Here is a 23,589-nt window from a genome sequence, read left to right on the forward strand (position 1 = left end):
CTCTTTTGAGGCGCCAGCTTTGTTGATGGCATACATATAGCATTGCTCATTGTGCATTGCAACATAATTGTGCGTCGCACACAAATTAACCCTGCCGCGTAATAGCTTTGGGGGGCTCGGCTGTTTTTGTGGACCCTGCCCGGCTGCGGCGCTATTAATAATCTGTTAAGACTTTGCGGAGGGGGTCCGCCGGGTTTCGTAAGTGTGAGTACCCATGAGCCAGTATCCATTCATCGACATCGCAGTTCACGAGAAGGTTCGCGAACGCTTTGCGCGCGGAGAGGCTCTTGTTGTGTTCAGCGAAGACCTGTCGGGTGTGCTCTGGGCCAATGGCGCGGGCGCGCGTATGTTTGGGAATGCTTCGATCTACGATTTCATTGATCAGGGCCCAGATATCCGCGAACCCTCCTGGCGGCAGATGACCACGACGGCGGGTCAGTTGGGCGCGCCTTTCGGTCCGCGCAGCTTTCTCATGCGCGTTTCCTCCGGTTTCGAGCGCATTACCGTGCAGGCGAGCGTTGAGAAGATCGTCGTCGGACATGAAATGGCGGTGCTGTTTGCCGCGCCGACCGGCGTTCGTTCCAATGCCGTGCGCGATGTCGCCCGTCGCCTGATCGAGGGCTTTGACGATCCGGAAACGCATGTGGCCGTTCTGGGCGAGGGCGGCGAGGTTCTGTCGGCGACGGAAGGCTTTGGCGCGCTGGCGCTACCCGCACACGTCCTGTCCATGTTGCAGGAGGGTGTTCGCGGCAAGCCCGGTCACGTGCTGAAGCGCCCCGTTCATATCGGTGACACCGTCTATCCGGCGGCTATCGCTCAATTGTCGGACAGGCCGGCCCTCAACCTTCTTTTCGTCATCGGCGAAGAAATCCGCGAGCCTGCCCCGCCGGCGGCCGCCGAGCCTGTCGAGACCGATCATCGGGTCGAAGCCGCGGCAGCGTCCGGCTCTGAAAATTCGGAGCCCGTTGCCGACCCATTGCCGGCCGAGTTTTTCTTCGATCGGGAAAGCCGTCCCGCGCGTTTCATCTGGCGCATCGACGCCGACGGTGTCTTCCACGATGTTTCACCGGAACTCGCATCCGCTGTCGGTCCGCGTGCGGCTGACATCGACGGCAAGACCTTCGACCACGTAGCCGCCCGCTTCGGTCTTGACCCCGACGGTCGCATTGCCGCTCTGCTTGCCAAACGCAACACCTGGTCCGGCCGCACGGTCTTCTGGCCGGTCGAGGGCATGGCGTTGAAGGTGCCGGTCGATCTGGCGGCCCTTCCGACCTATTCGCGCGACCATCAGTTCGAGGGCTTTCGCGGCTTCGGCATCGTCCGTGTGGGCGACGTCATCGAGGATCCGGCAGGCGTGGGCCTCAAGCTTCTGGCGCCCGCGCCGGCAGCGATCGACAGTGCTGCTGTGAGCGCGCCGGAGGAGCCTTTGCCGCAGGAGCCGCGCGACGAACCACCGGCGCTGAAGTTTGAAGACACACCGACGCGTCGCTATTCTGACAAGGTGATCCGCTTCGAGGAGCGCCGCTCGAGCGCGCTTCCCGAAACGTTGTCATCCGACGAGCAGGCTGCCTTCCGAGAGATCGCCCGCAAGCTTGGCGGACGCATCGACGAGACTTCGGAGGAAAAGGCCGGTGAGCCGGCTGTCACCCAGAGCCGACCGGAGAAGCCGCAATCGTCGAAGCAGCCCAAGCCACCGGCGCGCAGCTCCGTGTTGGCGAGCGAAAAGCCGCCTTTGCTGCGTCTGGTCCGGACCAGCGAGGAGCAGGCCGCTGAAGACCTCAAGGACGATCTGGCGGCCATCAAGGCCTTCCGCTCGCAAGGAGACGGGCTGACGACGCTGGTCGCCCAGCAACTGCCGATGGCGTTGCTGGTTCATGTCGCCGACCGGCTGATTTACGCCAACCCCGAATTCTTCCGCCTGACCGGCGACCGCACGCTGCGAGATCTCGAAGCGCGCGGCGGCATTGAGGCGCTGCTGGAACGCGATGAAAGCATGAACCCGGACGGGCCGGGCATGATTCTTGTCCAGGCAGATGGTGAGCGCGTTGCCGTCACCGCCAAGCTGCAGTCGGTTCGCTGGGAAGGCCGCGCCGCCCTTCTTCTGGCGCTGAACCCGATGCCCTCCGTTCCGGTTCCGGTCAAAGCCGATGCGCCGGCGCCGTCTGTCGCGGAGCCGGTTGCGGAACTCAGCCCCGTTGCATCGGCCGAGCTTGCCGGCCTGCGCGCCGAAGTTGGCGAACTGCGCTCCATCCTTGAAACCGCGACCGATGGCGTCGTGGTGATCTCGGGCGACGGCGAAATCCGATCGATGAACCGTTCGGCCTCGGCCCTCTTCAACTATGATGAGGCGGAAGTGCGCGGCAAACCCTTTGCCATGCTCTTCGCACACGAAAGCCAGCGCGCCGTTGCCGACTATCTGGCCGGTCTTGCCGGCCATGGCGTCGCCAGCGTTCTCAATGATGGTCGGGAAGTCATCGGCCGCGAGGCCTCGGGTGGCCGCCTGCCACTCTTCATGACACTCGGTCGGCTGTCATCGTCCTCAAGCTATTGCGCCGTCATCCGCGACATTACGCAATGGAAGCGCACCGAGGACGAGCTGAAGAACGCCAAGCGCGCCGCCGAAACGGCCAACGCCCACAAGAGCGATTTCCTCGCCAAGGTGAGCCACGAAATCCGCACGCCGCTCAATGCCATTATCGGGTTCTCCGAAATGATGTCGAACGAGCGCTTCGGCCCTATCGGCAACCAGCGCTACATCGAATATGCCAACGACATCAGCCGCTCCGGCCGGCATGTGCTCGATATCGTCAACGACCTGCTCGATATATCAAAGATCGAGGCGGGCGAGATGGATCTCGACTTCACCGCCGTCCGCCTCAATGCGACCGTGGCGGAAGCGATCTCGCTCCTGCAGCCGCAGGCGAACAGCCAGCGCGTCATCGTGCGCACGGCGCTGTCCGAGCGCGTTCCGGATGTCGTCGCCGATACTCGCTCGGTGAAGCAGATCCTCATCAACATCCTGGCCAACGCCATCAAGTTCACGCCCGCCGGCGGCCAGATCGTCGTCTCGACATCCTACGAGCCGAATGGCTGCGTGATGCTGCGCATTCGCGACACCGGCATCGGCATGACGCGCGAAGAGTTGGAACAGGCAATGAAGCCCTTCAAGCAGGCGCCTTCGGGGGCAGCCCGCCAGCGCGGCGAGGGCACAGGTCTCGGTCTGCCACTCACCAAGGCGATGACGGAAGCCAACCGCGCCACCTTCTCGGTTAGCTCAACGCCCAACGAGGGCACCCTGGTCGAGATCTCCTTCCCGTCTCAGCGGGTGCTGGCGACCTGAGAAGAGCCGGAGAAGGCCGATGCCCGGTTGCGGATGAGCCTGCCGAAAGGCCTGGGCCAAAACCTGCCTGCTTCTCTCAAGTCTTGCATCTGCCTCCACCCACCGGTATCGAAGTCCGACGACAGGGAAGGCGAAATGCAGGCAGAGATCAGCGCAGGGATGGCAGAGGATGCGCGCGTGGCAAAGACAGGCGAGGGCCGTCTGCTGCGTTTTTCTGCCATTCTGGTTGCGCTTGCCGCCGTTCTTCCCATCATCGCCATCATCTGGATCGCGCTTTCGGGAAGCTTTGGCGCCTGGCCGCATCTCATTCAGAATGTCATTCCGCGCTCGGCCGCGACCACAGCCACGCTGCTGATCGAGGTCTGCGCCTGCACATTGATCACCGGCGCAGGAACCGCCTGGCTCACCTCCGCCTGCGAATTCCCGCTACGGCGTACGCTCACCGTGGCGCTCGTCCTGCCGCTTGCCATGCCCGCCTATCTTTCGGCTTATGCTTTCGGCGAATTCTTCGACTATAGCGGCCCACTGCAATCCGCCATCCGGGCGCTGACCGGCCTGCGCTCCGCGCGCGACTATTGGGCGCCGGATATCCGCACGACGACGGGTGCTGCCTTCGTGCTCGGCTCGGTGCTCTATCCTTATGTTTTTCTGACCGCGCGCACGATGTTCCTGATGCAGGGCCGGAATGCCGCCGAAGTGGCGCGCACATTGGGGGCAGGACCAGTCCGCACCTTCTTCCGCGTTCAGCTTCCGATGGCTCGCCCCGCCATTGTCGTCGGTCTGACGCTGGTCATCATGGAAACGCTGAACGATATCGGCGCAGTCGAATATCTCGGCGTCAAGACGCTGACCTTTTCGATCTACGAGACCTGGCTGAACCGCAACGATCTGGCCGGTGCCGCCCAGATCGCGCTGGTGATGCTCGCCATCGTCATTCTTCTCGCCTTCATCGAGCGCTATGCCCGCGGCCGCCAGCGCTATGCAGGCTCCAAGCCCGCATCCGCGCAAAACGTGACGCGGATCCGCATGAAAGGCCCCGCGCGCCTTCTCGCCATCCTCGTCTGCGCCGCCCCGCCGCTCGTCGGTTTCGTCATTCCGGCCTGGATCATGGCGGGTTACGCCGTCAAGCGTCTGGATGCCTTTGCCTCTCCGATCCTGTTGTCTGCGCTGGGGCACACGATTGTAGTGGCCGGCGGGGCCGCCATCGTCGCGACTTTGGCTGGTTTCGTGCTCGCCTATTCGATCCGCCATGGCGGCACGCGGGTAGTGAGAACCGCCAACCGCCTGGCCTCCTTCGGCTACGGAGTGCCGGGCACTGTGCTTGCCATTGGCGTGCTCATCCCGCTCGCTGCCTTCGACAATGCGCTCTCGTCGCTGACCAAATCCCTGTTCGGCGTCTCCGCCGGCCTGCTGCTGTCAGGCACCGGTTTCGCCATCGTCTATGCCAGCGCCGTGCGGTTCCTCACCATGGCCGAAGGCAATGTCGCGGCCGGTTTCGACAAGCTCTCCCCCAATCTCGACTGGGCCGCCCGCACGCTTGGGCGAACGCGCGGCGGCGCGCTGCGCGAAGTGCTGATGCCGATGATGCGCCCGGCGACACTGACGGCAGCACTCCTCGTCTTCATCGAGACCTCGAAGGAACTCTCCGCCACAATCCTGCTGCGCCCGTTCAACTTCAACACGCTGGCAACGCTGGTCTACGAGGACGCGTCCCGCTCCCAGGTCGCCGACGCCGCCGTGCCCTCGGTGATCATCATTCTGGCAGGGCTGGTGCCGGTGATCGTGGTGTCGCGCTTGCTGGAAAAGGGGCGCTAGGCCGCCCCTTCTCTCCTTGGGGGGATCAGCCTTCGTTCAGCTCTTCAGCTCGTCCAGACCGGCAAACAGTTCCAGCGCTTCCGGATTGGCCAGCGCCTCCTTGTTCTTCACCGGCCTTCCATGCACGACCTCGCGCACGGCCAGTTCAACGATCTTGCCGGATTTGGTGCGCGGAATGTCGGCGACCTGGATGACCTTTGCCGGGACGTGGCGCGGCGAGGCGCCGGTGCGGATCTTGGTCTTGATCTTCTTGATCAGCTCTTCGTCGAAGGCGACACCTTCAGCCGTGCGCACGAAGAGAATGACGCGCACGTCATCGTCCCAGTCCTGCCCGATGCAGATCGCTTCGATGACTTCGGGAAGCTGCTCGACCTGATTGTAGATTTCCGCCGTGCCGATGCGAACACCGCCCGGATTGAGCGTCGCGTCCGAGCGGCCATGGATGACGAGGCCGCCATGGGCAGTCCATTCGGCGAAGTCGCCATGGCACCAGATATTGTCGAAGCGCTCGAAATAGGCGGCCCTGTATTTCGCCCCGCCCTCGTCGTTCCAGAACATGACCGGCATGGAGGGGAAGGCCTTGGTGCAGACGAGTTCGCCCTTTTCGCCCTTCACCGGCTGGCCATCGTCATTCCAGACATCGACCGCCATCCCGAGGCCGGGCCCCTGGATTTCGCCTTCCCAGACAGCCTTCAGCGGGTTGCCAAGAACGAAACAGGAGACGATGTCCGTGCCGCCGGAGATCGAGGCCAGATGCACATCCGGCTTGATGCCTTCATAGACGAAGTCGAAGCCTTCGGGCGACAGCGGCGAGCCGGTCGAGGTCAGCAGACGCAGGCTCGACAGGTCGTGGGTGTTCTTCGGAACGAAGCCACCCTTGCGGACTGCGTCGATATATTTCGCCGACGTGCCGAAGACCGCGAATTTCTCGTCCTGAGCAAAGTCGAACAGCACATTGCCGTCCGGATAGAACGGCGAGCCGTCGAAGAGGCAAAGTGTCGCGCCGATGGCGAGACCGGAAGCCAGCCAGTTCCACATCATCCAGCCGCAGGTGGTAAAGTAGAAGAGCTTGTCGCCCTTCTTCAGTCCGCAGTGAAAGGCGTGTTCCTTGAGATGCTGGATCAGCGTACCGCCGGCCGAATGGACGATGCATTTCGGAACGCCCGTCGTGCCGGAGGAGAAGAGGATATAGACGGGATGCGAGAAGGGCATCCGGGTAAATTCGACCGTCTTGGCCGCGAAGGGTGCAGTGAACTGAGCGAAGGTGCGGCCATCGGCAAGCGAGGAGGCCAGTACATCCGCTTCGCCAGCATAGTGAACGATGAGAACCGGAACATTCAGTTTGGCCGAAACCGTACGCACCTTGTCGGCGACGTCCTGCTTCTTGCCGTTATACCAATAAGCGTCGCAGGCGATGAAGAGCTTCGGGCCGATCTGGCCGAACCGGTCGAGCACACCCTGTTCGCCGAAATCGGGGGAGCAGGAGGACCAGATGGCGCCGAGCGATGTCACGGCCAGCATCAGCGCATAGGTTTCCGGCATGTTCGGCATCATGGCGGCCACGCGATCGCCGGCGCTAATCCCCATCGCAGCCATCGCCTGTTGAAGCCGCGAAACGGTTTGATGCAGTTCGTCCCAGCTCCAGCGATAGGAGACCTTGTCCTCGCCGCGGAAGACCAGCGCGTCACCGCTGCCGGTTTCCTTCAGCAGGTTCTCGGCGAAATTCAGCTGTGCCTCCGGGAAGAACCGCGCCTCCGTCATATGGCCATGGTCGGTCAGCGCGGTGGAGCCCTTTTCGCCGACGACGCCGCAATGGTCCCAGACGGCATCCCAGAAGGCACCGCGTTCTGTAATCGACCATTGATGGAAGCTGTCATAATCGTTGAAAGGCGACCCGGCACGCGCCCCGCAGAAGCGCACGAAGTCCGTCATCGGACTCGCTTCGATCTGAGCGGAAGACGGCTGCCAAAGGGGGTGATTTGTCGCCATTTTTATTCCTCCAATAGATATGCGGATTGTTAAATCATGTTGCATTGCGGAAATAAAGGGGCTGACGGCCTGGGGAAAGGCCTGTGATTTGCATTCCGGCGGCCAAGGGTTTATCCCCTTTTGCGCATTCGCCCGCAGACGTCCCGGGTGAAACGAGTATCCGAGTATGCCAACGCTATCCCTTGATCGATTGCAGCACATCCGTTCCTCGCTCCGCTCTGTCCTGACATGGCGGATTGTGGTGCTGGCGGCGATCGTGCTCGTCGTCTTCACGGGCGGGCAAAGGCTCCTCGGCTCGCTTTTTCTCTCGGCCGGCATGGTGCGCCAGCAGATCCATGAGGCGGTCTTGCGCCAGACGGGACTGCAATTCCTCGTCAACGGCGAAACCTCGATCTCCTTCTGGCCGTCGCCTTACATCACGTTGAAGAATGTCGATGTCATCCGGTCCGACGCGGCGAACGAGCAGCCGGTCTTCCACGCCGATGCGATCTCGGGTCGCTTCGACGTCGTGTCCGCGCTGACCGGCAGTCCGCAATTCGGTTCGATCACATTGACGCGGCCCGTCTTCCGCGTCGACCGCAGCGCGGCGGGAACCTACGTATGGCAGGCGCCCGTTGGGGCCAAAAGCTCTGGCCAGACAACGCTGGACGATCTGCATCTCGGCCGGATCACGCTGGTGGACGGCATGCTGGAATTCCACCAGCTGAATGGGTTCAGCGCGACATTCAGGAATGTCGCGGGCTCGCTCGACTTTTCCACCCTGTCGCGAACGCTCTCCTTCGACCTCAGTGCTTCGGCCAGCGATCGGCCGCTGACGCTGACCGGGTCGCTGCAGTCACCGGAAAAGCTGCTCTCGGGCGACAATTCCACCTTGTCGGTAAAGCTTGTTTCCGACGATATCGACGCGAGTTTTTCCGGCAAGGCCAATATCGGCGAGCAGAGCTTCCTGTCGGGCACGGTCGATGCGTCCGCATCCGATCTCGGTGCGGTCGCCAGCTGGGTTGGCCTCGACTATGCCGTCATCAACAAGCTGACGGTCGTGGACCTCAAGGCAACCATTGTTTCCGAAGGCCTGAAGTTCACACTCTCCGATTTGAAGTTGCAGCTGCCGGCCTATCAGGCGACGGGCATCCTCTCGGCCGGCTGGACGAAGCGCGGCGAGCCGCCCTTTTTCTCCGGAACCCTGGCCTTCGACAATTTCGATGCTGGGGCGTTCCTGACCGCCTTTGTCCCCTCCGCCGCCAATCTGCGCGACATGCCGCTGAAATTCGACACGTCTTTCCTGCGAGAGTTTCAGGTCGATCTGCGTCTGTCGGCAACCAAGGCCTCCTTTGGCGCGATGGCGCTGGCGGACATGGCGGCAGGTGTTCGAATTACGGATGGACACGCCTCCTTCGCCATCGCCACCGGCCAGGTTGCCAACGGCAATGTATCGGCTGAAATCTCCGTCGATGAGGATCGCGAGAAGGGGCCTCTGTGCAAGCTCTCCGCTCTGGGGCGCAATGTGGACCTCAGCGCCATTCCCGCCATGCTCGGGCTCAGCGGCCCGTGGCCGCAGGCGACAGGAAGCTTCGAATTGGATTTACGCTCGCGCCTGCCGCTCTCGCCCATGGGCCATGCCGAAACAAGCGGCTCCATCAGGGTGCATGGCGGTGCAGGCAAGCTCTCCGGTTTCGATCCCGCTGTCTTCCGCGAGCTGGCCTCGCAAAAGCGTTTCTTTGATCTTTCGCTCGCCTCGGCTAGCCCGTTGCGGTTCGACAGCTTCGAACTGGCCGCCGTGATCGATAACGGCATTGCCGAACTCAATACGGCGAGCTTCAGCAGCACATCCGGCAATCTCGACTTTGCAGGCGTGATTCCTTACAAGAACAACAGCATCGCCGTTTCGGGCACGCTGGGCCCGCCGAGCGGCGTCGACGCGCCGGCAACGCGATTCTTTGCCGGCGGCGCGTGGCCCAATATCCTGATCTCGCCCTTCTCGGCGATCATTTCGGGTCAATAAGCAACACTTACAATATTGTCATTTGTGTGCGCTGCACAATGGTGCTAGCAATTGTTCAGCTTTTGACAATTGTTATGAGAATGTCTGTGCTATGTCCCTGCTTTCAGACAAGAAGATCATTGTTTTTCAAGGCGGCGGCGCGCTAGGCGCCTATCAGGCCGGCGCTTATGAAGCCTTGCATGAGGCCGGTATCCGGCCCGAATGGATTGCCGGGATTTCCATCGGTGCCATCAATTCGGCCATCGTCGCGGGCAGTCCGGAAGACAGGCGCGTGGAGAACCTGCGCCGCTTCTGGGAGCTGGTGACGTCCGGCCCGCGCACGATCCCGATCGGCGAGGAGCCGATGTTGCGTCGCTTCTTCAACGAATTTTCCGCCTCTCTGGCCGCAACGATCGGTGTCAACGGTTTCTACAAACCGCAACTGCCCAACCCGATCACGCTGCTCAGTGGGCGCGCACCCATTGCCTTTTACGATACGTCGCCGCTGATCGAGACGCTGGAAAATCTCATCGACTTCGATCTCATCAACGGCGGCCCCACCCGTCTCAGCGTCGGCGCGGTGGAGATCGAGACGGCTAATTTCCGCTATTTCGACAGCACCCAGCTGAAGAACCGCGGCGGCATCAATGCGCTCCACATCGCGGCCTCGGGCGCGCTGCCCCCGGGCTTCCCGCCGATCGAAATCGAGGGTAGGCATTATTGGGACGGTGGCCTCGTTTCCAACACGCCGCTGCAATGGATCATGGATCGCCGCGATCACAAGGAAGACATCTGCGTCTTCCAGGTCGATCTGTTCAGCGCCGCCGGTCACATGCCCCGCGACATGCTGGAAGCGGCCGCGCGTGAAAAGGAGATCCGCTTTTCCAGCCGCACGCGCCTGAACACCGAGATCGCGCGCGATCAGGAAAAAATGCGCAAGGCGCTGAAGCGGGTCCTGCAGAAGGTTCCGCCGGAACTCAGCAATGATCCCGACGTTAAATACCTTCTCGGCGAACAGGATGGCGGCGGCACAACGGTGGTGCATCTCATATACCAGCGACGGGGCTATGAAAGCAGCACGATGGATTACGAGTTCTCGCGCATTACCATGGAAGACCATTGGCGCGCCGGTTACGACGATGCGAAGGAAACGCTCGCCTGCGGCCAGTGGGTCAATCGTCGTATCCCCGAAGAGGGCTTCAAGACCATCGACCGCCGGCGCGTCGCGAACGGCAAATAAAGCAGAGTTTGTCTGGAAAACGTGAAAACCGGCGTTCCCGAAGACAAACCCAAACGAAGACGTAAAGGAGCACAGCCATGAACATGAAGGACAAGGTCTGCATCGTCACGGGTTCGGCCGGCGGTATCGGTTACGCGATCGCCAGGCGCTATGTGGCTGAAGGTGCGAAGGTCGTCATTGCCGACCTCAAGGCCGATGCGGCTGAAAAGGCGGCTTCCGAGCTGAAGGCCATGGGCCCCGGCGATGCTTTCGCGGTCGAAATGGATGTGACGAGCGAAGAGGCCGTGAATGCCGGCGTTGCAGCGACCATCGAGAAGTGGGGCCGCGTCGATGTCCTCGTTTCCAATGCCGGCATCCAGATCGTCAACAAGATCGAGGATTTCGCCTTTGCTGACTGGAAGAAGATGCTGGCCATCCATCTCGACGGTGCGTTTCTCACCACCAAGGCCTGCATGCCGCACATGAAGGCCCAGAAGGGTGGCGCGATCATCTATATGGGCTCGGTCCATTCCAAGGAGGCCTCGCCGCTGAAATCGGCCTATGTCACGGCCAAGCACGGACTTTTGGGTCTTGCCCGCGTGGTCGCCAAGGAAGGCGGCAAGTTCGGCGTCCGCGCCAACGTCATCTGCCCGGGGTTCGTTCGCACCCCGCTCGTCGAAAAGCAAATTCCGGAACAAGCCAAGGAGTTGGGGATTTCGGAGGAGGAAGTCGTCTCGAAGGTCATGCTCGGGCAGACCGTCGACGCGGAATTCACCACCGTCGAGGATATCGCCGAAGTAGCGTATTTCTTTGCCGGATTCGAGACAAATGCGCTGACCGGGCAATCCATCGTCGCCAGCCATGGCTGGTACATGGAATAGTTACTTCTGGGGTGGCTCTGCTGCCGTCACAATTTTGCCCGGGATCATGTTAACAAAAGTTAACGGAGACGAGGAGCAAGATCATGGCATCGCAGCATGTGAACCAGGAAATGATCGACGCCTATTACGAATACACCCATCTGACGCTGGATCGTCGGAAATTCGCTAGCAAGCTGAGACAGATGACCGAGACCGAGGCAACGCCTCGGTCTTTGCTCATGGAGAGCGAGTGGCAGGAGCCTCGCTCCGACAGCGAGCTCAAGCTTCCGCAATAGGGCGGTCAATCGTTCGAATAACATAGCCGGAAGACCGTCGGGCGTGAAATCTCGCGGTTGACATTGATCAATGCGTCCACGGCATTGGTTCCGTCTTATGGGGCTCCATTCAGCCCCATGGAGGCAACCATGACGATGACCATGAAAGCAGCGGTCGTACGCGACTTCAAATCCCCCCTCCTAATCGAGGAGATGCCTGTCCCGAGCCCGGGCGAAGGCCAGATTCTGGTCAAGTTCGAAGCCACCGGCGTCTGCCACACCGACCTGCATGCCGCGCGCGGCGACTGGCCGGTGAAGCCCAACCCGCCCTTTATTCCCGGCCATGAGGGCGTCGGCTTCGTCGCAGCGCTTGGCAAGGGCGTGACCCGGGTCAAGGAAGGCGACCGCGTCGGGGTGCCGTGGCTGCACACAGCCTGCGGTTATTGCTCCCATTGCCGCACCGGCTGGGAAACACTCTGCGGTTCGCAGAAAAACACCGGCTACTCGGTCAATGGCAGCTTCGCCCAATATGGTCTGGCAGACCCCGATTATGTCGGCCTGCTGCCCTCCAAGCTGGATTTCGGCCCCGCCGCACCCGTGCTCTGCGCCGGCGTGACGGTCTACAAGGGCCTGAAGGAAACCGAAGTGAAGCCGGGCGAATGGGTTTTGATTTCCGGCATCGGCGGGCTCGGCCACATGGCCGTGCAATATGCGAAGGCCATGGGCATGCATGTCGCCGCCGCCGATATCTTCCCCGAAAAGCTGGAACTCGCCAGGAAACTTGGCGCCGATGTGACCATCAACGCCCGCGACGAGAAGGCCGTGGCGGAATTCCAGGCCCATGGTGTTCATGGCGCGCTCGTGACCGCCGTTTCGCCCAAGGCCATGGAGCAGGCGTTTCACATGCTGCGCTCCCACGGCACGATGGCGCTTGTGGGCCTTCCTCCGGGCTTCATCAGCTTGCCCGTTTTCGACACGGTGCTGAAGCGCATCACGGTCCGCGGCTCGATCGTGGGCACACGTCAGGACCTTGAGGAATCGCTGGAATTTGCCGGCGAAGGAAAGGTCGCCTCCCACTTCTCGTGGGACAAGCTGGAAAACATCAACGCCATCTTCGAGACCATGGAAAAGGGCGGCATCGACGGCCGCATCGTTCTCGATATGCATTGATGGAATGAATGGTAAGGCCGCCGCGCACACCGGGAACGGTTTGCGCGGCTTTTTGTTTGGTAGGCTCACGACTTTGTGTTTTGCCGCCTCAGGTCCATCGGGTCACGATAAGCGTATCAAGCTCGGAGTGTGGGAACGCCATCCATTGATCGAGAGGAGACAGACGTCATGACCAGGCCCGAGAACGATCCGAAGATCACGCAGGCGATGATCAATGCGTATGACGAATATACGCATCTCACGCTCGACCGCCGCGATTTCATGCGCAAGCTGACCGCGCTCACCGGCTCGGCCGCCACTGCCGCCGCCGTTGCGCCGCTGCTGGCCGCCAATCAGGCCAAGGCGGAAATCGTGGCTCCCGACGACGCACGCGTGAAAGCCGAGGAGGTCACTTTCCCCGGCGCAAGCGGCGAGATCAAAGCCTATAAGGTTCGTCCCGCGAGCGCGACCGGCAAGCTCCCGGCGGTCATCGTCATCCATGAAAACCGCGGGCTGAACCCCCATATCAAGGACATTGCCCGCCGGATTGCGCTGGAAGGGTTCGAAGCGCTCGCCCCGGATTTTCTCTCCCCCGCCGGCGGCACACCTGCGGATGAGGACAGAGCGCGTGAAATGATTTCGGCGCTCAAGCCGGAGGATGCCACTGCCAACGCAGTCGCCGCCGTGAAATATCTGGAAAGCGCTCCCGATACGACCGGCAAGGTCGGTGTCATCGGTTTCTGCTGGGGCGGCGGGCTTGCCAATCAGACGGCGGTCAATGCGCCCGACCTGAAGGCTGCCGTCGCGTATTATGGTGCACAGCCGAAATTTCAGGACGTGCCGAAGATCAAGGCGGCGCTTCTGTTGCACTATGCCGGGCTGGATGAGCGCATCAATGCCGGCATCGACGCCTTCCGCAAGGCGCTGACCGATTCCGGCAAGGACTTCCAGATCTACATCTATGACGGCGTCAACCACGCCTTCAATAACGACACCTCGGCCGCCCGTTACAACAAGGAGGCCGCCGATCTGGCCTGGAGCCGGACCATCGCCTTCTTGAAGCAGAAGCTCGTCTGAGCCTTCGGCTTGGGGTGGGGCCTGCCCCACCCGGCCTTCTTTCCACGATCGCGAAACAAATGTCACGGCAGCGCATTAAATCTCGGCAATGTGCTGCGGTGCAACATTTTGACGCCCAGATTGGGCAGGACATTGTTTCCTGGATGCTTTGGAAAGAACGAAGGAGTTTGCGATGAAGATCAGCGATGTGAAGAAAAACGCCTTTGCCATGCCGCTCACCAGCCCGTCCTACCCGCCGGGCCCCTATCGCTTCGTCAACCGGGAATTTCTCGTCATCACCTACCGAACGGACCCCGATGCGCTCTCCCGTGTCCTTCCCGAGCCGCTCACCTTCGATGAACCGCTGGTCAAATATGAATTCATCCGCATGCCGGATTCCACCGGCTTCGGCGACTACACCGAGTCCGGTCAGGTCATTCCCTGCAAGTTCAACGGCGTCGCCGGCGGCTATGTCCATTCCATGTTCCTCAACGATGACGCGCCCATTGCCGGCGGTCGTGAGATCTGGGGCTTCCCGAAGAAATTCGCCGAACCGTCGCTGTCCGTCGTGAAAGACACGCTGGTCGGCACGCTCGATTATTCCGGCCAGCGCATCGCCACCGCCACCATGGGCTACAAGCACCGGGCGCTCGATCTGGACCAGGTGCGCAAGAGCCTGCTCGCGCCCAATTTCATGCTGAAGATCATCCCGCATGTGGACTGCACGCCGCGCATCTGCGAGCTCGTGCGCTATTATCTCGAAGATCTGACGGTCAAGGGCGCGTGGGAAGGGCCGGGGGCTCTGGCGCTGTTTCCGCATGCGCTGGCTGACGTCGCCGAACTGCCGGTTCTGGAGGTCAAGTCGGCGGTTCACATTCTCACCGATCTGACGCTGGGCCTCGGCGAGGTCGTTCACGACTACATGAAGGATTGATTGCCTTCAGCGGGACATTGCGACGGTTTCGGATGTCCCGCCGAGCAAGCTTTCCGCTGCCCGGTTGCAGACAGCACCGAACGCCTCGAAGTCCCGCCGGCGCATCGCGCTGCCCTTGCGCCAGATCAGGCCGATCTCGCGATAGGGCTGCGGCTCCGCCATGCGCACCACACGCATGCGATTCCTGTCCGCCTCATCCTTCACGGCGATCTCCGGGATCAGCGTGATCCCCATGCCGTGGCTGACCATCTGCAAAAGCGTCGTCATGGACGTTGCGCCGAAATTCGAGACCCGCCGGCCGGAGCCCGACCCGCAGACGGCGAGCGCCTGTTCGCGCAGGCAGTGGCCCTCATCAAGCAGAAGCAACCGCTCGACATCCACCTCATCGACGCTCAGCGGCGACATCAGGATATCGGTCTCGTTGTCGGCGCTGGCGACCAGAAAGTGGTCGCGGAAGAGTGGCAGGCTCTCGACGTTGCCCGCCTCCGCGGGCAGCGCGATCAGCGCGCAATCGAGCCGCCCCGCCTGCAGTTCCTCCAGGCATTGCCGCGTCATCGCTTCGCGCATTTCGAGATTGAGCTCCGGATAATCCGTTTTGAGAAGCGGGATTAGGCGCGGCACCAGATAGGGCGCCACCGTCGGGATGATCCCCAGCCGCAGCCGGCCTTCCAGCGTGGCCCGCGATTGCCGCGCCCGGTCGTGCAGACGGTCTACACCAGACAGGATAGATCGGATTTCCGGCAGCAGCCCTTCGCCTTCCTCCGTCAGATAGGTGCCCGAGCGTGAGCGTTCGACCAGCTTGACGCCTAGCGCTGCCTCCATCTCGGCGATTTGCGCGGAGAGGGCAGGCTGGCTGACATTGACCATGTCGGCCGCCTTGCCGAAATGGCCGGTGGTCGCGAGAGCCTCGAAATAGCGCATTTGACGGATGGTAATCATCATAGGTTTTTCTTATCGAAAATTTCAATAAATACAATTGGAGACTATAAGAAATTGGTGCGAGATTGCCGATGTGTCCGGCCCGTACCGGCAAAACGAACGTCGTTTGAGGGATGGAGAAACGATGCGGCCGCACCGCCGAGAGGCGAGCGGCGGCGGAATGAATGGAGGGCGCTTCCGCGTCATCATTCTTACAAAACCCCTCGACAAGATGAAAAGATTGAACTGAACACGGAGAACACATCCATGGACGCGAAGGTCGATAAATCGGGCAAATGTCCCGTCATGCACGGCACCACGAATGTCAGCATGCGCTCGAATGCAGACTGGTGGCCGAACCAGCTCAACCTGCGAATTCTGCATCAGAATTCCGCTCTCTCCGATCCGCTTGGCAAGGACTTCGACTATGCCAAGGCGTTCAAGTCCGTCGATTACGCCGCGCTGAAGGCGGACCTCACCGCACTGATGACGGACAGCCAGGACTGGTGGCCGGCAGACTATGGTCATTACGGCGGTCTCTTCATCCGCATGGCCTGGCACTCCGCCGGCACCTACCGCACCGGCGACGGCCGCGGGGGTGCGGGCACTGGCCAGCAGCGTTTCGCACCGCTCAACTCCTGGCCGGATAACGGCAACCTCGACAAGGCCCGCCGTCTGCTGTGGCCGATCAAGAAGAAATACGGCAAGAACATTTCCTGGGCCGACCTGATGATCCTCGCCGGCAACGTCGCGCTGGAATCCATGGGCTTCAAGACCTTTGGTTTCGCCGGTGGCCGTGCCGATGTCTGGGAACCGGAAGAAGACGTTTACTGGGGTTCGGAAACCGAATGGCTGGCCACCAGCGACAAGCCCAACAGCCGCTATACGGGCGATCGCGAGCTGGAAAACCCGCTTGCCGCCGTGCAGATGGGCCTCATCTACGTCAATCCGGAAGGCCCGGACGGCAATCCCGACCCGTTGGCATCCGGCCGCGATATCCGCGAAACCTTCGCCCGCATGGCGATGGACGACGAGGAAACCGTTGCGCTGACCGCTGGCGGCCACACCTTCGGCAAGACCCATGGTGCAGGCCCCGCCACCCATGTCGGCCCCGAGCCGGAAGCGGCTCCGATCGAAGCCATGGGCTTCGGCTGGCTCTCGACCTATGGCAGCGGCAAGGGCCGCGATGCCATCACCTCGGGCATTGAAGGCGCCTGGACCCCGAACCCGATCAAGTGGGACAACGCCTATTTCGACGTTCTCTTCGGCTATGAATGGGAACTCGTAAAGAGCCCGGCCGGTGCGCATCAGTGGACGCCGAAGGACCTGAAGCCGGAAGACTTCGCGCCCGATCCGGAAACCGGCGAAAAGACCCACCGCATCATCATGACCACTGCCGATATGGCGATGCGCATGGACCCGATCTACGGTCCGATCTCCAAGCGCTTCCATGAAAATCCGGATCAGTTTGCCGACGCCTTTGCCCGCGCCTGGTTCAAGCTGACCCACCGCGACATGGGTCCGAAGGCCCGCTATCTCGGCCCGGAAGTCCCGGCTGAAGATCTGATCTGGCAGGACCCGATCCCGGCCGTCGACCATCCGCTGATCGACGCTGCCGATATCAAGGCGCTGAAGGCCAAGATCCTCGAAAGCGGTCTCACCGTTTCTGAACTCGTCTACACCGCCTGGTCGTCTGCCTCGACCTTCCGCGGTTCCGACAAGCGCGGCGGCGCCAATGGTGCGCGCATCCGTCTTGCCCCGCAGAAGGATTGGGTCGTCAACGAGCCGGCAAAGCTCGCGACGGTTCTGTCCAAGCTGGAAGCCGTCCGTTCGGCCTTCAACGCGTCGGCGGCCGGTGGCAAGAAGGTGTCGCTCGCCGACATCATCGTGCTGGGCGGCGCGGCGGCTGTCGAAAAGGCCGCCCGTGACGCTGGCTTCGAAGTCGAAGTTCCCTTCACGCCGGGCCGCACGGACGCCTCCGCCGACCAGACGGATGTCGAATCCTTCCAGTTCCTGGAGCCGCAGGCCGATGGTTTCCGCAACTACCAGAAGACCGCCTTCACGATCTCGACGGAAGAGCTGCTGATCGACAAGGCTCAGCTGCTGACCCTGACCGCGCCGGAAATGACGGTTCTCGTCGGCGGCATGCGCGTGCTCGGTGCGAACTTCGGCGGCACCCAGCACGGCGTCTTCACCGACCGCGTCGGCGCTCTGACGACGGACTTCTTCGTGAACCTGCTCGACATGAGCACCGCCTGGTTCCCGCAGTCGGAAGCCGCCGACGTCTTCGATGGCCGCGACCGCAAGACCGGCAAGATCAAGTGGACGGCCACCCGCGCCGACCTCGTCTTCGGCTCCAACTCGCAGCTTCGCGCTCTGGCGGAAGTTTATGGCGAGGCGGATTCCGGCGCGAAGTTCGTGAACGACTTCGTTGCGGCCTGGAACAAGGTCATGAACGCGGACCGTTTCGATCTCGCCTGATTGCTCTAAGCAGAAGGCAAGGAAAGGGCGGGCCGTAGGTCCGCCTTTTCTGTTTGATGTGGCGGCAGGGAATTCCAAGCCTGCCATAGCCAAACCATCCCAAATATATTTCAGGACAGCATATAGGTTTTATTGCATAGCTTCTCGCGTTTCAGCGCAAGGCGCGCTTCAGTTTGGGGATCGAACATGAAAATTCTTAAGGTTGCGGCGACGGCTGCGCTCGCATGTGCAATGTCTGCCTCGTCGGCTTTTTCTGCCGGCATGGAATTCAAGATTCATAACAAGTCGGACTACGTCATCAACGGTTTTTACGTTCAGGGCAAGGACGGTTCGCTCAGCAGCAACTGGATGAATTTCGAACTCAACGGCAACGAAACCGCAAACATGAAATTCGATTACGATGGCGATTGCGATATCGTTTTCGTCGTCGCCTGGGCCGCGACCGATGGCTCCGAAATCAAGGGCGATCCGACCTCGATCGACATTTGCAAGGCGGACAATATCTATTTCGACGGCAAGGACGCCACTTACGATTGATCGGTTTCAGCCGAGACCGCAGTCATGAACGCCGGCCAATAAGGCCGGCGTTTTTGCATGGTGAAAACGGAAAGATGTCAGCGGCGGATGATCGGGCAACCCGGGCGGTTGGCCACGACCATACGGTCCAGCCGGTAGCCGCGCTTGCCTTCCAGAATCACGCGGTTGGGCGAGCGGCCGATGACATAGGCACCGCGCATACCGGAGCTTGCTGCGCGCCACACGGCTTCGCGGTTCGTGCAGGCGCGCGGTGCGTGTGAGCGCGGGCGGTGATGGTAATATCCGTCGCGGACCTCCACCCGCACACCGACATCACGGGCCGCGGCCATGGAAGGGACGGTGGCGATGGAGCCAAGGCCGATCAGTACGGCGAAGGCGGCTTTGGTGAAAAGCGAAGTCATAGGCTTCCTCCGGTTCTTGTCTTTTGGTCGCTGGAGTTTCGGGTTGGAAGCGGTGTCGGACGAAAACGTCTGTCCAACCGCGTTGCTCAATCGCTGAAAGGAGCGATTGTTCCGAAAATTAGCATCTGCTGACTGAACCTTAGCCAAACCTGCCGCTCATCAAGAGTTCATCACCAGCTCGAGCCGGAATTGGCCACCACGAGATAGGGCAGTTTCGCTGCAGCCTTGAAGTCTTCGCTGATCTCCGCGCCAAATGCGGCCGGCGTGATGTTGTCGAGACAGGCCGCGATATGGCTGGTAATGGCGTTCATCAGCGAGGGCGCAACGCCCGGCCGCTTCATGATGCCGATCTGGATCGGCGCAAGAGGCGGGAACCCGTCCTGCTGGCTCAATACCTTCATGCCGGTGCGCAGCGCCGATTCCGGCTGCACGGAAACGGCCATGCCGGCGAGAACCGCGGCAGCAAGCACCGTCGATGACCAGCTGGTGAAGAGGATGTGATAGTCGCGCCCGATGGTATCGAGCGCAGCACACGCCGCCTGCCTCCACTGGCAGTCGGTCCGTCCCAGCGCGAGTGGCACCGGCGCGTTGTCTGGAAGCGGATGGTTGGCGGAGGCCACCCAGCACAGCGGCTCCGTCCGCACGACTTCCGAAACGCGGGCGCGGGGATTGTGGGTCACCAGGGCTACATCCAGCTCGCCGCGCTTCATCTTCTCGGCCAGATCGACGGAGGATTCGCAGATGATGTTCAGCTCAACGCCTGGATTGGTGCGCGCAAACCGGCTGATGATTTCCGGCATATAGCGGTCGGCATAGTCGTCCGGCGTGCCGATGCGGAGGCTGCCTTCAAGACGATTGTCATCGAAGGCGGCGATCGCTTCGTTGTTGAGCCGCAGCATGCGCCGCGCAAAGATCAGCAGCCGCTCGCCCTCGGGGGTCAATTTGTTACCACGACCGTCCTTGATGAAGAGCTGCTTGCTCAGGCGCTCTTCCAGCCGGCGCATCTGCATCGAGACGGCAGACTGCGTCTTGAACACGCGATCGGCGGCTTTCGTGAAGCTTCCCGTGTCCACGATTGCCACGAATGTTTGCAACTGGTCGATATCAAGGGGTGCAGCCATCGCCAACTCCATCAAGCTTGTTGATGGTAATCATTAAAAACATTCGATGGACTGATCAATAAAAATTTGCGAGCCTTACCATATGCAAAGGAAAGAGCACTTTTCGCCAAGACGTGTTTGCGCGAAAATGCTCCGGTCGCGTCGGCTTGATGCTGTCGCTGGCGATTTGCTTCCAGTTTTCCCCGCAGGGTCCCGCCAATAGACCCTGCCTCTTGGCCCGGTCCCGCTCCCAAGGCGGCCGGGCTTTTTTCATTCGGCTGTCAACTCTTTGGCGCGTTGCCGTTGAAGCCCTTCATGTAGCCGTCGAAGATCTGCTCCATGCTTTTCTGGTAGGACTTCTGCACTTCGAGCCCGCTGTCAAACAGCGAGCCGACAAGTTCCGAATACTGGGAAAGGTCGACCGGCTTTGCCGTCTCCACGGTCTCCGGCTTGGCGGTCTGCTTTGCCGCTTCCGGCTGGGCGTTCTGCGGCGTCATGAAGCCCTGCATCATCTTCATGAAGGCGCCTGCGCCGAATGGATCTGCCTGTTGCGGGGCAGGCGTTGCTGCGGCCGCGCCGCCCATCATCATCTGCATCATCTGCAGGAAGGGATTTTCGATCGGCTCCGGCTTCTTGGGCTTGGGCGCGAAGCCGGCAGCCTCCATCCATTGCGTCATCGCACCCATCATTGGATTCGAAGCTTTCCACTGGCCGGACATTTCCTTGATGAGGCCACCTGCCATGGCGCTTGCCATCGCCGGCATCATGGCGCGCAGCATGTCCTGGCCGACACCCGTCACTTTGGCGGCCTGCTCGGCAATCGCCTTCTGCACCTCGGCCGGGCCGAAGATCGTGCCCATGAAGTTCTGCCCGTCGGCAATGCCCTGGGGCGAGAAGGCAGCATTCACGTCCTCGAAATACTTGGCATAGTTCCCGCTCATCAGCGACGACATCAGCGCGCTGAAATCATAGGGGTTGGCGGCGCTGCGCTTGAGGCCGGTCGAGAAGGCAGGCGTCAGGGCAGCCATGGCTTTCGCCATCTGCTCCTGCGCAAGGCCGTACTGGGCAGAAAAGGCCTCCAGCGCCTTCCCGTTTTGAGCCTGCATCATCAAGTCAAACAGCGGCAGCATGCGAATCCCCTTCAATCAGATTGTTGGGGTTCACTATATCCGTGAATTCACAAAGGAAAACTCCCGAAGCCTCGCCGCACCGCAATTTTGGCAAATTGGGCTGGCGGCGGCACGGCCTCAGTATTGCCAGGCTCCGAAGGCTGGTTCGACGCTCTCTCTCCAGGCGCCGTGGAACTCGGCCAGCATGTCCTCGGCCAGAACCTTGCCTCGGACGAGCATCTCGTCGAGCGGGTCAAGGTAGACGGCCTCATCTTTCCCCGCTGCATTGAGGCGTGCGCGGTTCTTCAGACCCCGTCGACTAATCGCGAGAACATCCTTGGCGACATCGGCAAGCCTGCCGCCGCGGAAGGCCGCGCTGAGCCCTTGAACGGGCACCGCGTCGCGCAGTGCCTGAACCTCTGCAAAACTCCAGTCCCGCGTCAGCGTCTCGGCAGCGGCAAGCGCTTCGCTGTCATAGAGCAGGCCGACCCAGAAGGCGGGAAGGGCGGCGATGCGCGACAGCGGTCCGCCGTCAGCGCCGCGCATCTCGAGGAAGCGCTTCAGCCGCACATCCGGGAAGAGGGTGGAGAGATGGTTTGCCCAGTCGCCCATATTGGGCTCCCAGTCCGCAACCTCGCCCTTCAGCGCGCCGTCAAGCGCTTGTTGGAATGTGATATGCGTACAGTCGTGATACTTGCCGTCGCGCACGACGAAATACATCGGCACGTCGAGTGCCCACTTCACATAATCCTTGAACCCGAAATCCGGGTTGAAGGTGAACGGAAGGAGGCCGGAGCGGGCATTGTCCGTGTCGCGCCAGATCTCGCCACGCCAGGAGAGATAGCCGTTCGGCTTGCCCTCGGTAAACGGGGAAGCAGCGAAGAGCGCGGTCGCCAGCGACTGCAGCTTCATCGACACCTGCATCTTGCGGCGCATGTCCTCTTCGGACGAGAAGTCGAGATTCACCTGGATCGTGCAGGTGCGGTACATCATGTCGAGGCCGTGGCTACCGACCTTGGGCATGTAGCGCGTCATGATCGCATAGCGCGACTTCGGCATCTTCGGCGTCTCGTCGAAGGACCATTGCGGGCTGCCGCCCATGCCGAGGAAGCGGATGTTCATCGGATCGGCGATCGTCTTGAGGATCGCCAGATGCTCGGCCGCCTCGTCATGCGTCTGGTGCAGGCTTTCCAGCGGCGCGCCGGAAAGTTCGAACTGGCCGCCCGGCTCGATGGAGATCGCGCCCATACCATGCGGTTCGGCAAGCCCGATGATGTTGCCGGCATCCATGATCGGCTCCCAGCCCTGAGCCGCCTGCATGCCCTTCAGCAGGCCTGAGATGCTGGCCTCGCCGAAATAGGGAACGGGTGCGTGGCTGTCGCAGAAAAAGGGAAATTTCTCGTGCTCCGTCCCGATCCGGAACTCCGCCTCCGGCTTGCAGCCTTGGGCCAGATAGTCGGTCAGGTCGCCGATCGAGCCGATGGAGGTATGATCGGAAGTGTCGCGCGCCATGGAACTGTCTCTAGATATCACCCTCGGACGAGGGCTCGGGATGAGGCTGGATGAACGGATTAGCAGACTTTTGCAAATAAAAAGCCTTCACTGAGCTTCAAATTCTGCTGAACCCGCTTTCCCCGCAGCCGATATAGGTCAGCCGGTTCGTCAGTTCCAGTCCCCCAGCGTCACCTGCATGACGGCCAGCGCCGCCACGGCGGCGGTGTCGGCGCGCAGGATGCGGGGGCCGAGCGGGATGGGCGTCACGAAATCGAGCCCGCGCAGCATCTGCCGCTCCTCTTCCGAAAAACCGCCTTCCGGTCCAATCAGGAGCGCATAGTGCCGGTCCTTGAGACCCTGCAGGACCGGCAGCGGGTTCTGCCCCGCATCGCCCTCATCGCAATAGATGATGCGGCGGTCCTTCGGCCAGGTGGCGAGCAGGTCCGCGAGCTTCACCGGCTCGGCAATCTCCGGGACCGCAAGGATGCCGCATTGCTCCGCCGCTTCCATCGCGTAGGCCGACAGCTTGTCGAGCGAGTGGATCTTACCCTGCACATGCTGGGTGATAACGGGGCGGATTTGCCCGGCCCCCATCTCCACCGCTTTCTGGATGAGATAATCCATGCGTCCGGTTTTCAGCGGCGCGAAGAGATAATGCAGATCGGGAAGCGGCGGCTGCGGCCGCGTCTGTTCGTCAGCCCTGAGCACGATCTTCTTGCGGCTCGGATAAAGGATCGTCGCCTTCCATTCCCCATCCCGTCCGTTGAAGAGCAGGATTTCCGCCCCTTCTTCCAGCCGCAGGACATTGCACAGATAATTGAACTGGTCGGGCGAAGCGCTGACCTCGCTCCCGGCAGAGAGACCTGCATCGACGAACAGCCGCTGCATTCGGAAATTGGCACGCATGGAGCCTCCTTGAGCGCTAACAAAG

The 23,589-nt window shown here is 61.4% G+C and carries 18 protein-coding genes; 11 read left to right on the forward strand and 7 right to left on the reverse strand.

Annotated elements, in window-relative coordinates:
* Nucleotides 1-214: 214 nt before the first annotated feature.
* Both LQK83_RS14830 and LQK83_RS14835 read left to right on the forward strand, forming a co-directional pair.
* Entirely contained in the window at nucleotides 215-3,340 is a 3,126-nt protein-coding gene (locus LQK83_RS14830; RefSeq protein ID WP_230838159.1) for an ATP-binding protein, read from the forward strand.
* A gap of 135 nt (nucleotides 3,341-3,475) precedes the next feature.
* On the forward strand, nucleotides 3,476-5,155 hold the full coding sequence (locus LQK83_RS14835) for an ABC transporter permease (RefSeq protein ID WP_442966764.1): 1,680 nt from the start codon (nucleotides 3,476-3,478) through the stop codon (nucleotides 5,153-5,155).
* Between the two features lie 36 nt (nucleotides 5,156-5,191).
* Here the strand turns inward: LQK83_RS14835 and LQK83_RS14840 are convergent, their stop codons facing one another.
* The gene (locus LQK83_RS14840) at nucleotides 5,192-7,144 is read right to left on the reverse strand and encodes an acetoacetate--CoA ligase (protein ID WP_230838160.1); all 1,953 of its coding nucleotides are present in this window, start codon (nucleotides 7,142-7,144) and stop codon (nucleotides 5,192-5,194) included.
* Between the two features lie 166 nt (nucleotides 7,145-7,310).
* Between LQK83_RS14840 and LQK83_RS14845 the strand changes: the two genes are divergently transcribed.
* The 7 genes from LQK83_RS14845 (at nucleotide 7,311) to LQK83_RS14875 (ending at nucleotide 14,618) form a co-directional block, all read left to right on the forward strand.
* Entirely contained in the window at nucleotides 7,311-9,146 is a 1,836-nt protein-coding gene (locus LQK83_RS14845) for an AsmA family protein (protein ID WP_230838161.1), read from the forward strand.
* A 91-nt stretch (nucleotides 9,147-9,237) separates the two neighbouring features.
* Nucleotides 9,238-10,365: a patatin-like phospholipase family protein gene (locus LQK83_RS14850; RefSeq protein ID WP_230838162.1), complete on the forward strand. Its 1,128-nt coding sequence runs from the start codon at nucleotides 9,238-9,240 to the stop codon at nucleotides 10,363-10,365.
* Between the two features lie 77 nt (nucleotides 10,366-10,442).
* A complete protein-coding gene (locus LQK83_RS14855; protein ID WP_230838163.1) occupies nucleotides 10,443-11,225 on the forward strand; it encodes a 3-hydroxybutyrate dehydrogenase in 783 nt (260 codons plus the stop codon).
* Between the two features lie 83 nt (nucleotides 11,226-11,308).
* Entirely contained in the window at nucleotides 11,309-11,500 is a 192-nt protein-coding gene (locus LQK83_RS14860; protein ID WP_230838164.1) for a hypothetical protein, read from the forward strand.
* A 129-nt stretch (nucleotides 11,501-11,629) separates the two neighbouring features.
* Nucleotides 11,630-12,649, forward strand: a complete 1,020-nt coding sequence (locus LQK83_RS14865) for a zinc-dependent alcohol dehydrogenase (protein WP_230838165.1) — start codon at nucleotides 11,630-11,632, stop codon at nucleotides 12,647-12,649.
* Between the two features lie 168 nt (nucleotides 12,650-12,817).
* Entirely contained in the window at nucleotides 12,818-13,705 is an 888-nt protein-coding gene (locus LQK83_RS14870; protein ID WP_230838166.1) for a dienelactone hydrolase family protein, read from the forward strand.
* Between the two features lie 172 nt (nucleotides 13,706-13,877).
* Nucleotides 13,878-14,618 carry an acetoacetate decarboxylase gene (locus LQK83_RS14875; protein WP_230838167.1) on the forward strand — a complete coding sequence of 247 codons (741 nt, stop codon included), beginning with the start codon at nucleotides 13,878-13,880 and terminating at the stop codon, nucleotides 14,616-14,618.
* 6 nt (nucleotides 14,619-14,624) lie between these two features.
* On the opposite strand, the gene LQK83_RS14880 is transcribed toward LQK83_RS14875, so the two are convergent.
* Nucleotides 14,625-15,560 carry a hydrogen peroxide-inducible genes activator gene (locus LQK83_RS14880; protein ID WP_230838168.1) on the reverse strand — a complete coding sequence of 312 codons (936 nt, stop codon included), beginning with the start codon at nucleotides 15,558-15,560 and terminating at the stop codon, nucleotides 14,625-14,627.
* A 243-nt stretch (nucleotides 15,561-15,803) separates the two neighbouring features.
* Here LQK83_RS14880 and katG point away from each other — a divergent pair, with 243 nt between their 5' ends.
* Nucleotides 15,804-18,017 carry a catalase/peroxidase HPI gene (gene katG / locus LQK83_RS14885; RefSeq protein WP_330166286.1) on the forward strand — a complete coding sequence of 738 codons (2,214 nt, stop codon included), beginning with the start codon at nucleotides 15,804-15,806 and terminating at the stop codon, nucleotides 18,015-18,017.
* A 186-nt stretch (nucleotides 18,018-18,203) separates the two neighbouring features.
* Nucleotides 18,204-18,554, forward strand: a complete 351-nt coding sequence (locus tag LQK83_RS14890; protein ID WP_230838169.1) for a hypothetical protein — start codon at nucleotides 18,204-18,206, stop codon at nucleotides 18,552-18,554.
* 77 nt (nucleotides 18,555-18,631) lie between these two features.
* Here the strand turns inward: LQK83_RS14890 and LQK83_RS14895 are convergent, their stop codons facing one another.
* The 5 genes from LQK83_RS14895 to LQK83_RS14915 all read right to left on the reverse strand — a co-directional run bounded on the left by LQK83_RS14895 (nucleotide 18,632) and on the right by LQK83_RS14915 (nucleotide 23,564).
* On the reverse strand, nucleotides 18,632-18,955 hold the full coding sequence (locus LQK83_RS14895; protein WP_230838170.1) for a hypothetical protein: 324 nt from the start codon (nucleotides 18,953-18,955) through the stop codon (nucleotides 18,632-18,634).
* A gap of 170 nt (nucleotides 18,956-19,125) precedes the next feature.
* The gene (locus LQK83_RS14900; RefSeq protein WP_230838171.1) at nucleotides 19,126-20,076 is read right to left on the reverse strand and encodes a LysR substrate-binding domain-containing protein; all 951 of its coding nucleotides are present in this window, start codon (nucleotides 20,074-20,076) and stop codon (nucleotides 19,126-19,128) included.
* Nucleotides 20,077-20,336: 260 nt separating this feature from the next.
* Complete coding sequence (locus LQK83_RS14905) at nucleotides 20,337-21,185, reverse strand: DUF937 domain-containing protein (RefSeq protein ID WP_230838172.1); 849 nt, start codon at nucleotides 21,183-21,185, stop codon at nucleotides 20,337-20,339.
* A gap of 117 nt (nucleotides 21,186-21,302) precedes the next feature.
* Nucleotides 21,303-22,676, reverse strand: a complete 1,374-nt coding sequence (locus tag LQK83_RS14910) for a glutamate--cysteine ligase (protein ID WP_230838173.1) — start codon at nucleotides 22,674-22,676, stop codon at nucleotides 21,303-21,305.
* Between the two features lie 150 nt (nucleotides 22,677-22,826).
* A complete protein-coding gene (locus tag LQK83_RS14915) occupies nucleotides 22,827-23,564 on the reverse strand; it encodes a 16S rRNA (uracil(1498)-N(3))-methyltransferase (protein ID WP_230838174.1) in 738 nt (245 codons plus the stop codon).
* Nucleotides 23,565-23,589 lie beyond the last annotated feature (25 nt).

Origin of the sequence: Rhizobium sp. C1, assembly GCF_021026335.1 — a bacterium.
Taxonomy (GTDB): domain Bacteria; phylum Pseudomonadota; class Alphaproteobacteria; order Rhizobiales; family Rhizobiaceae; genus Ensifer_A.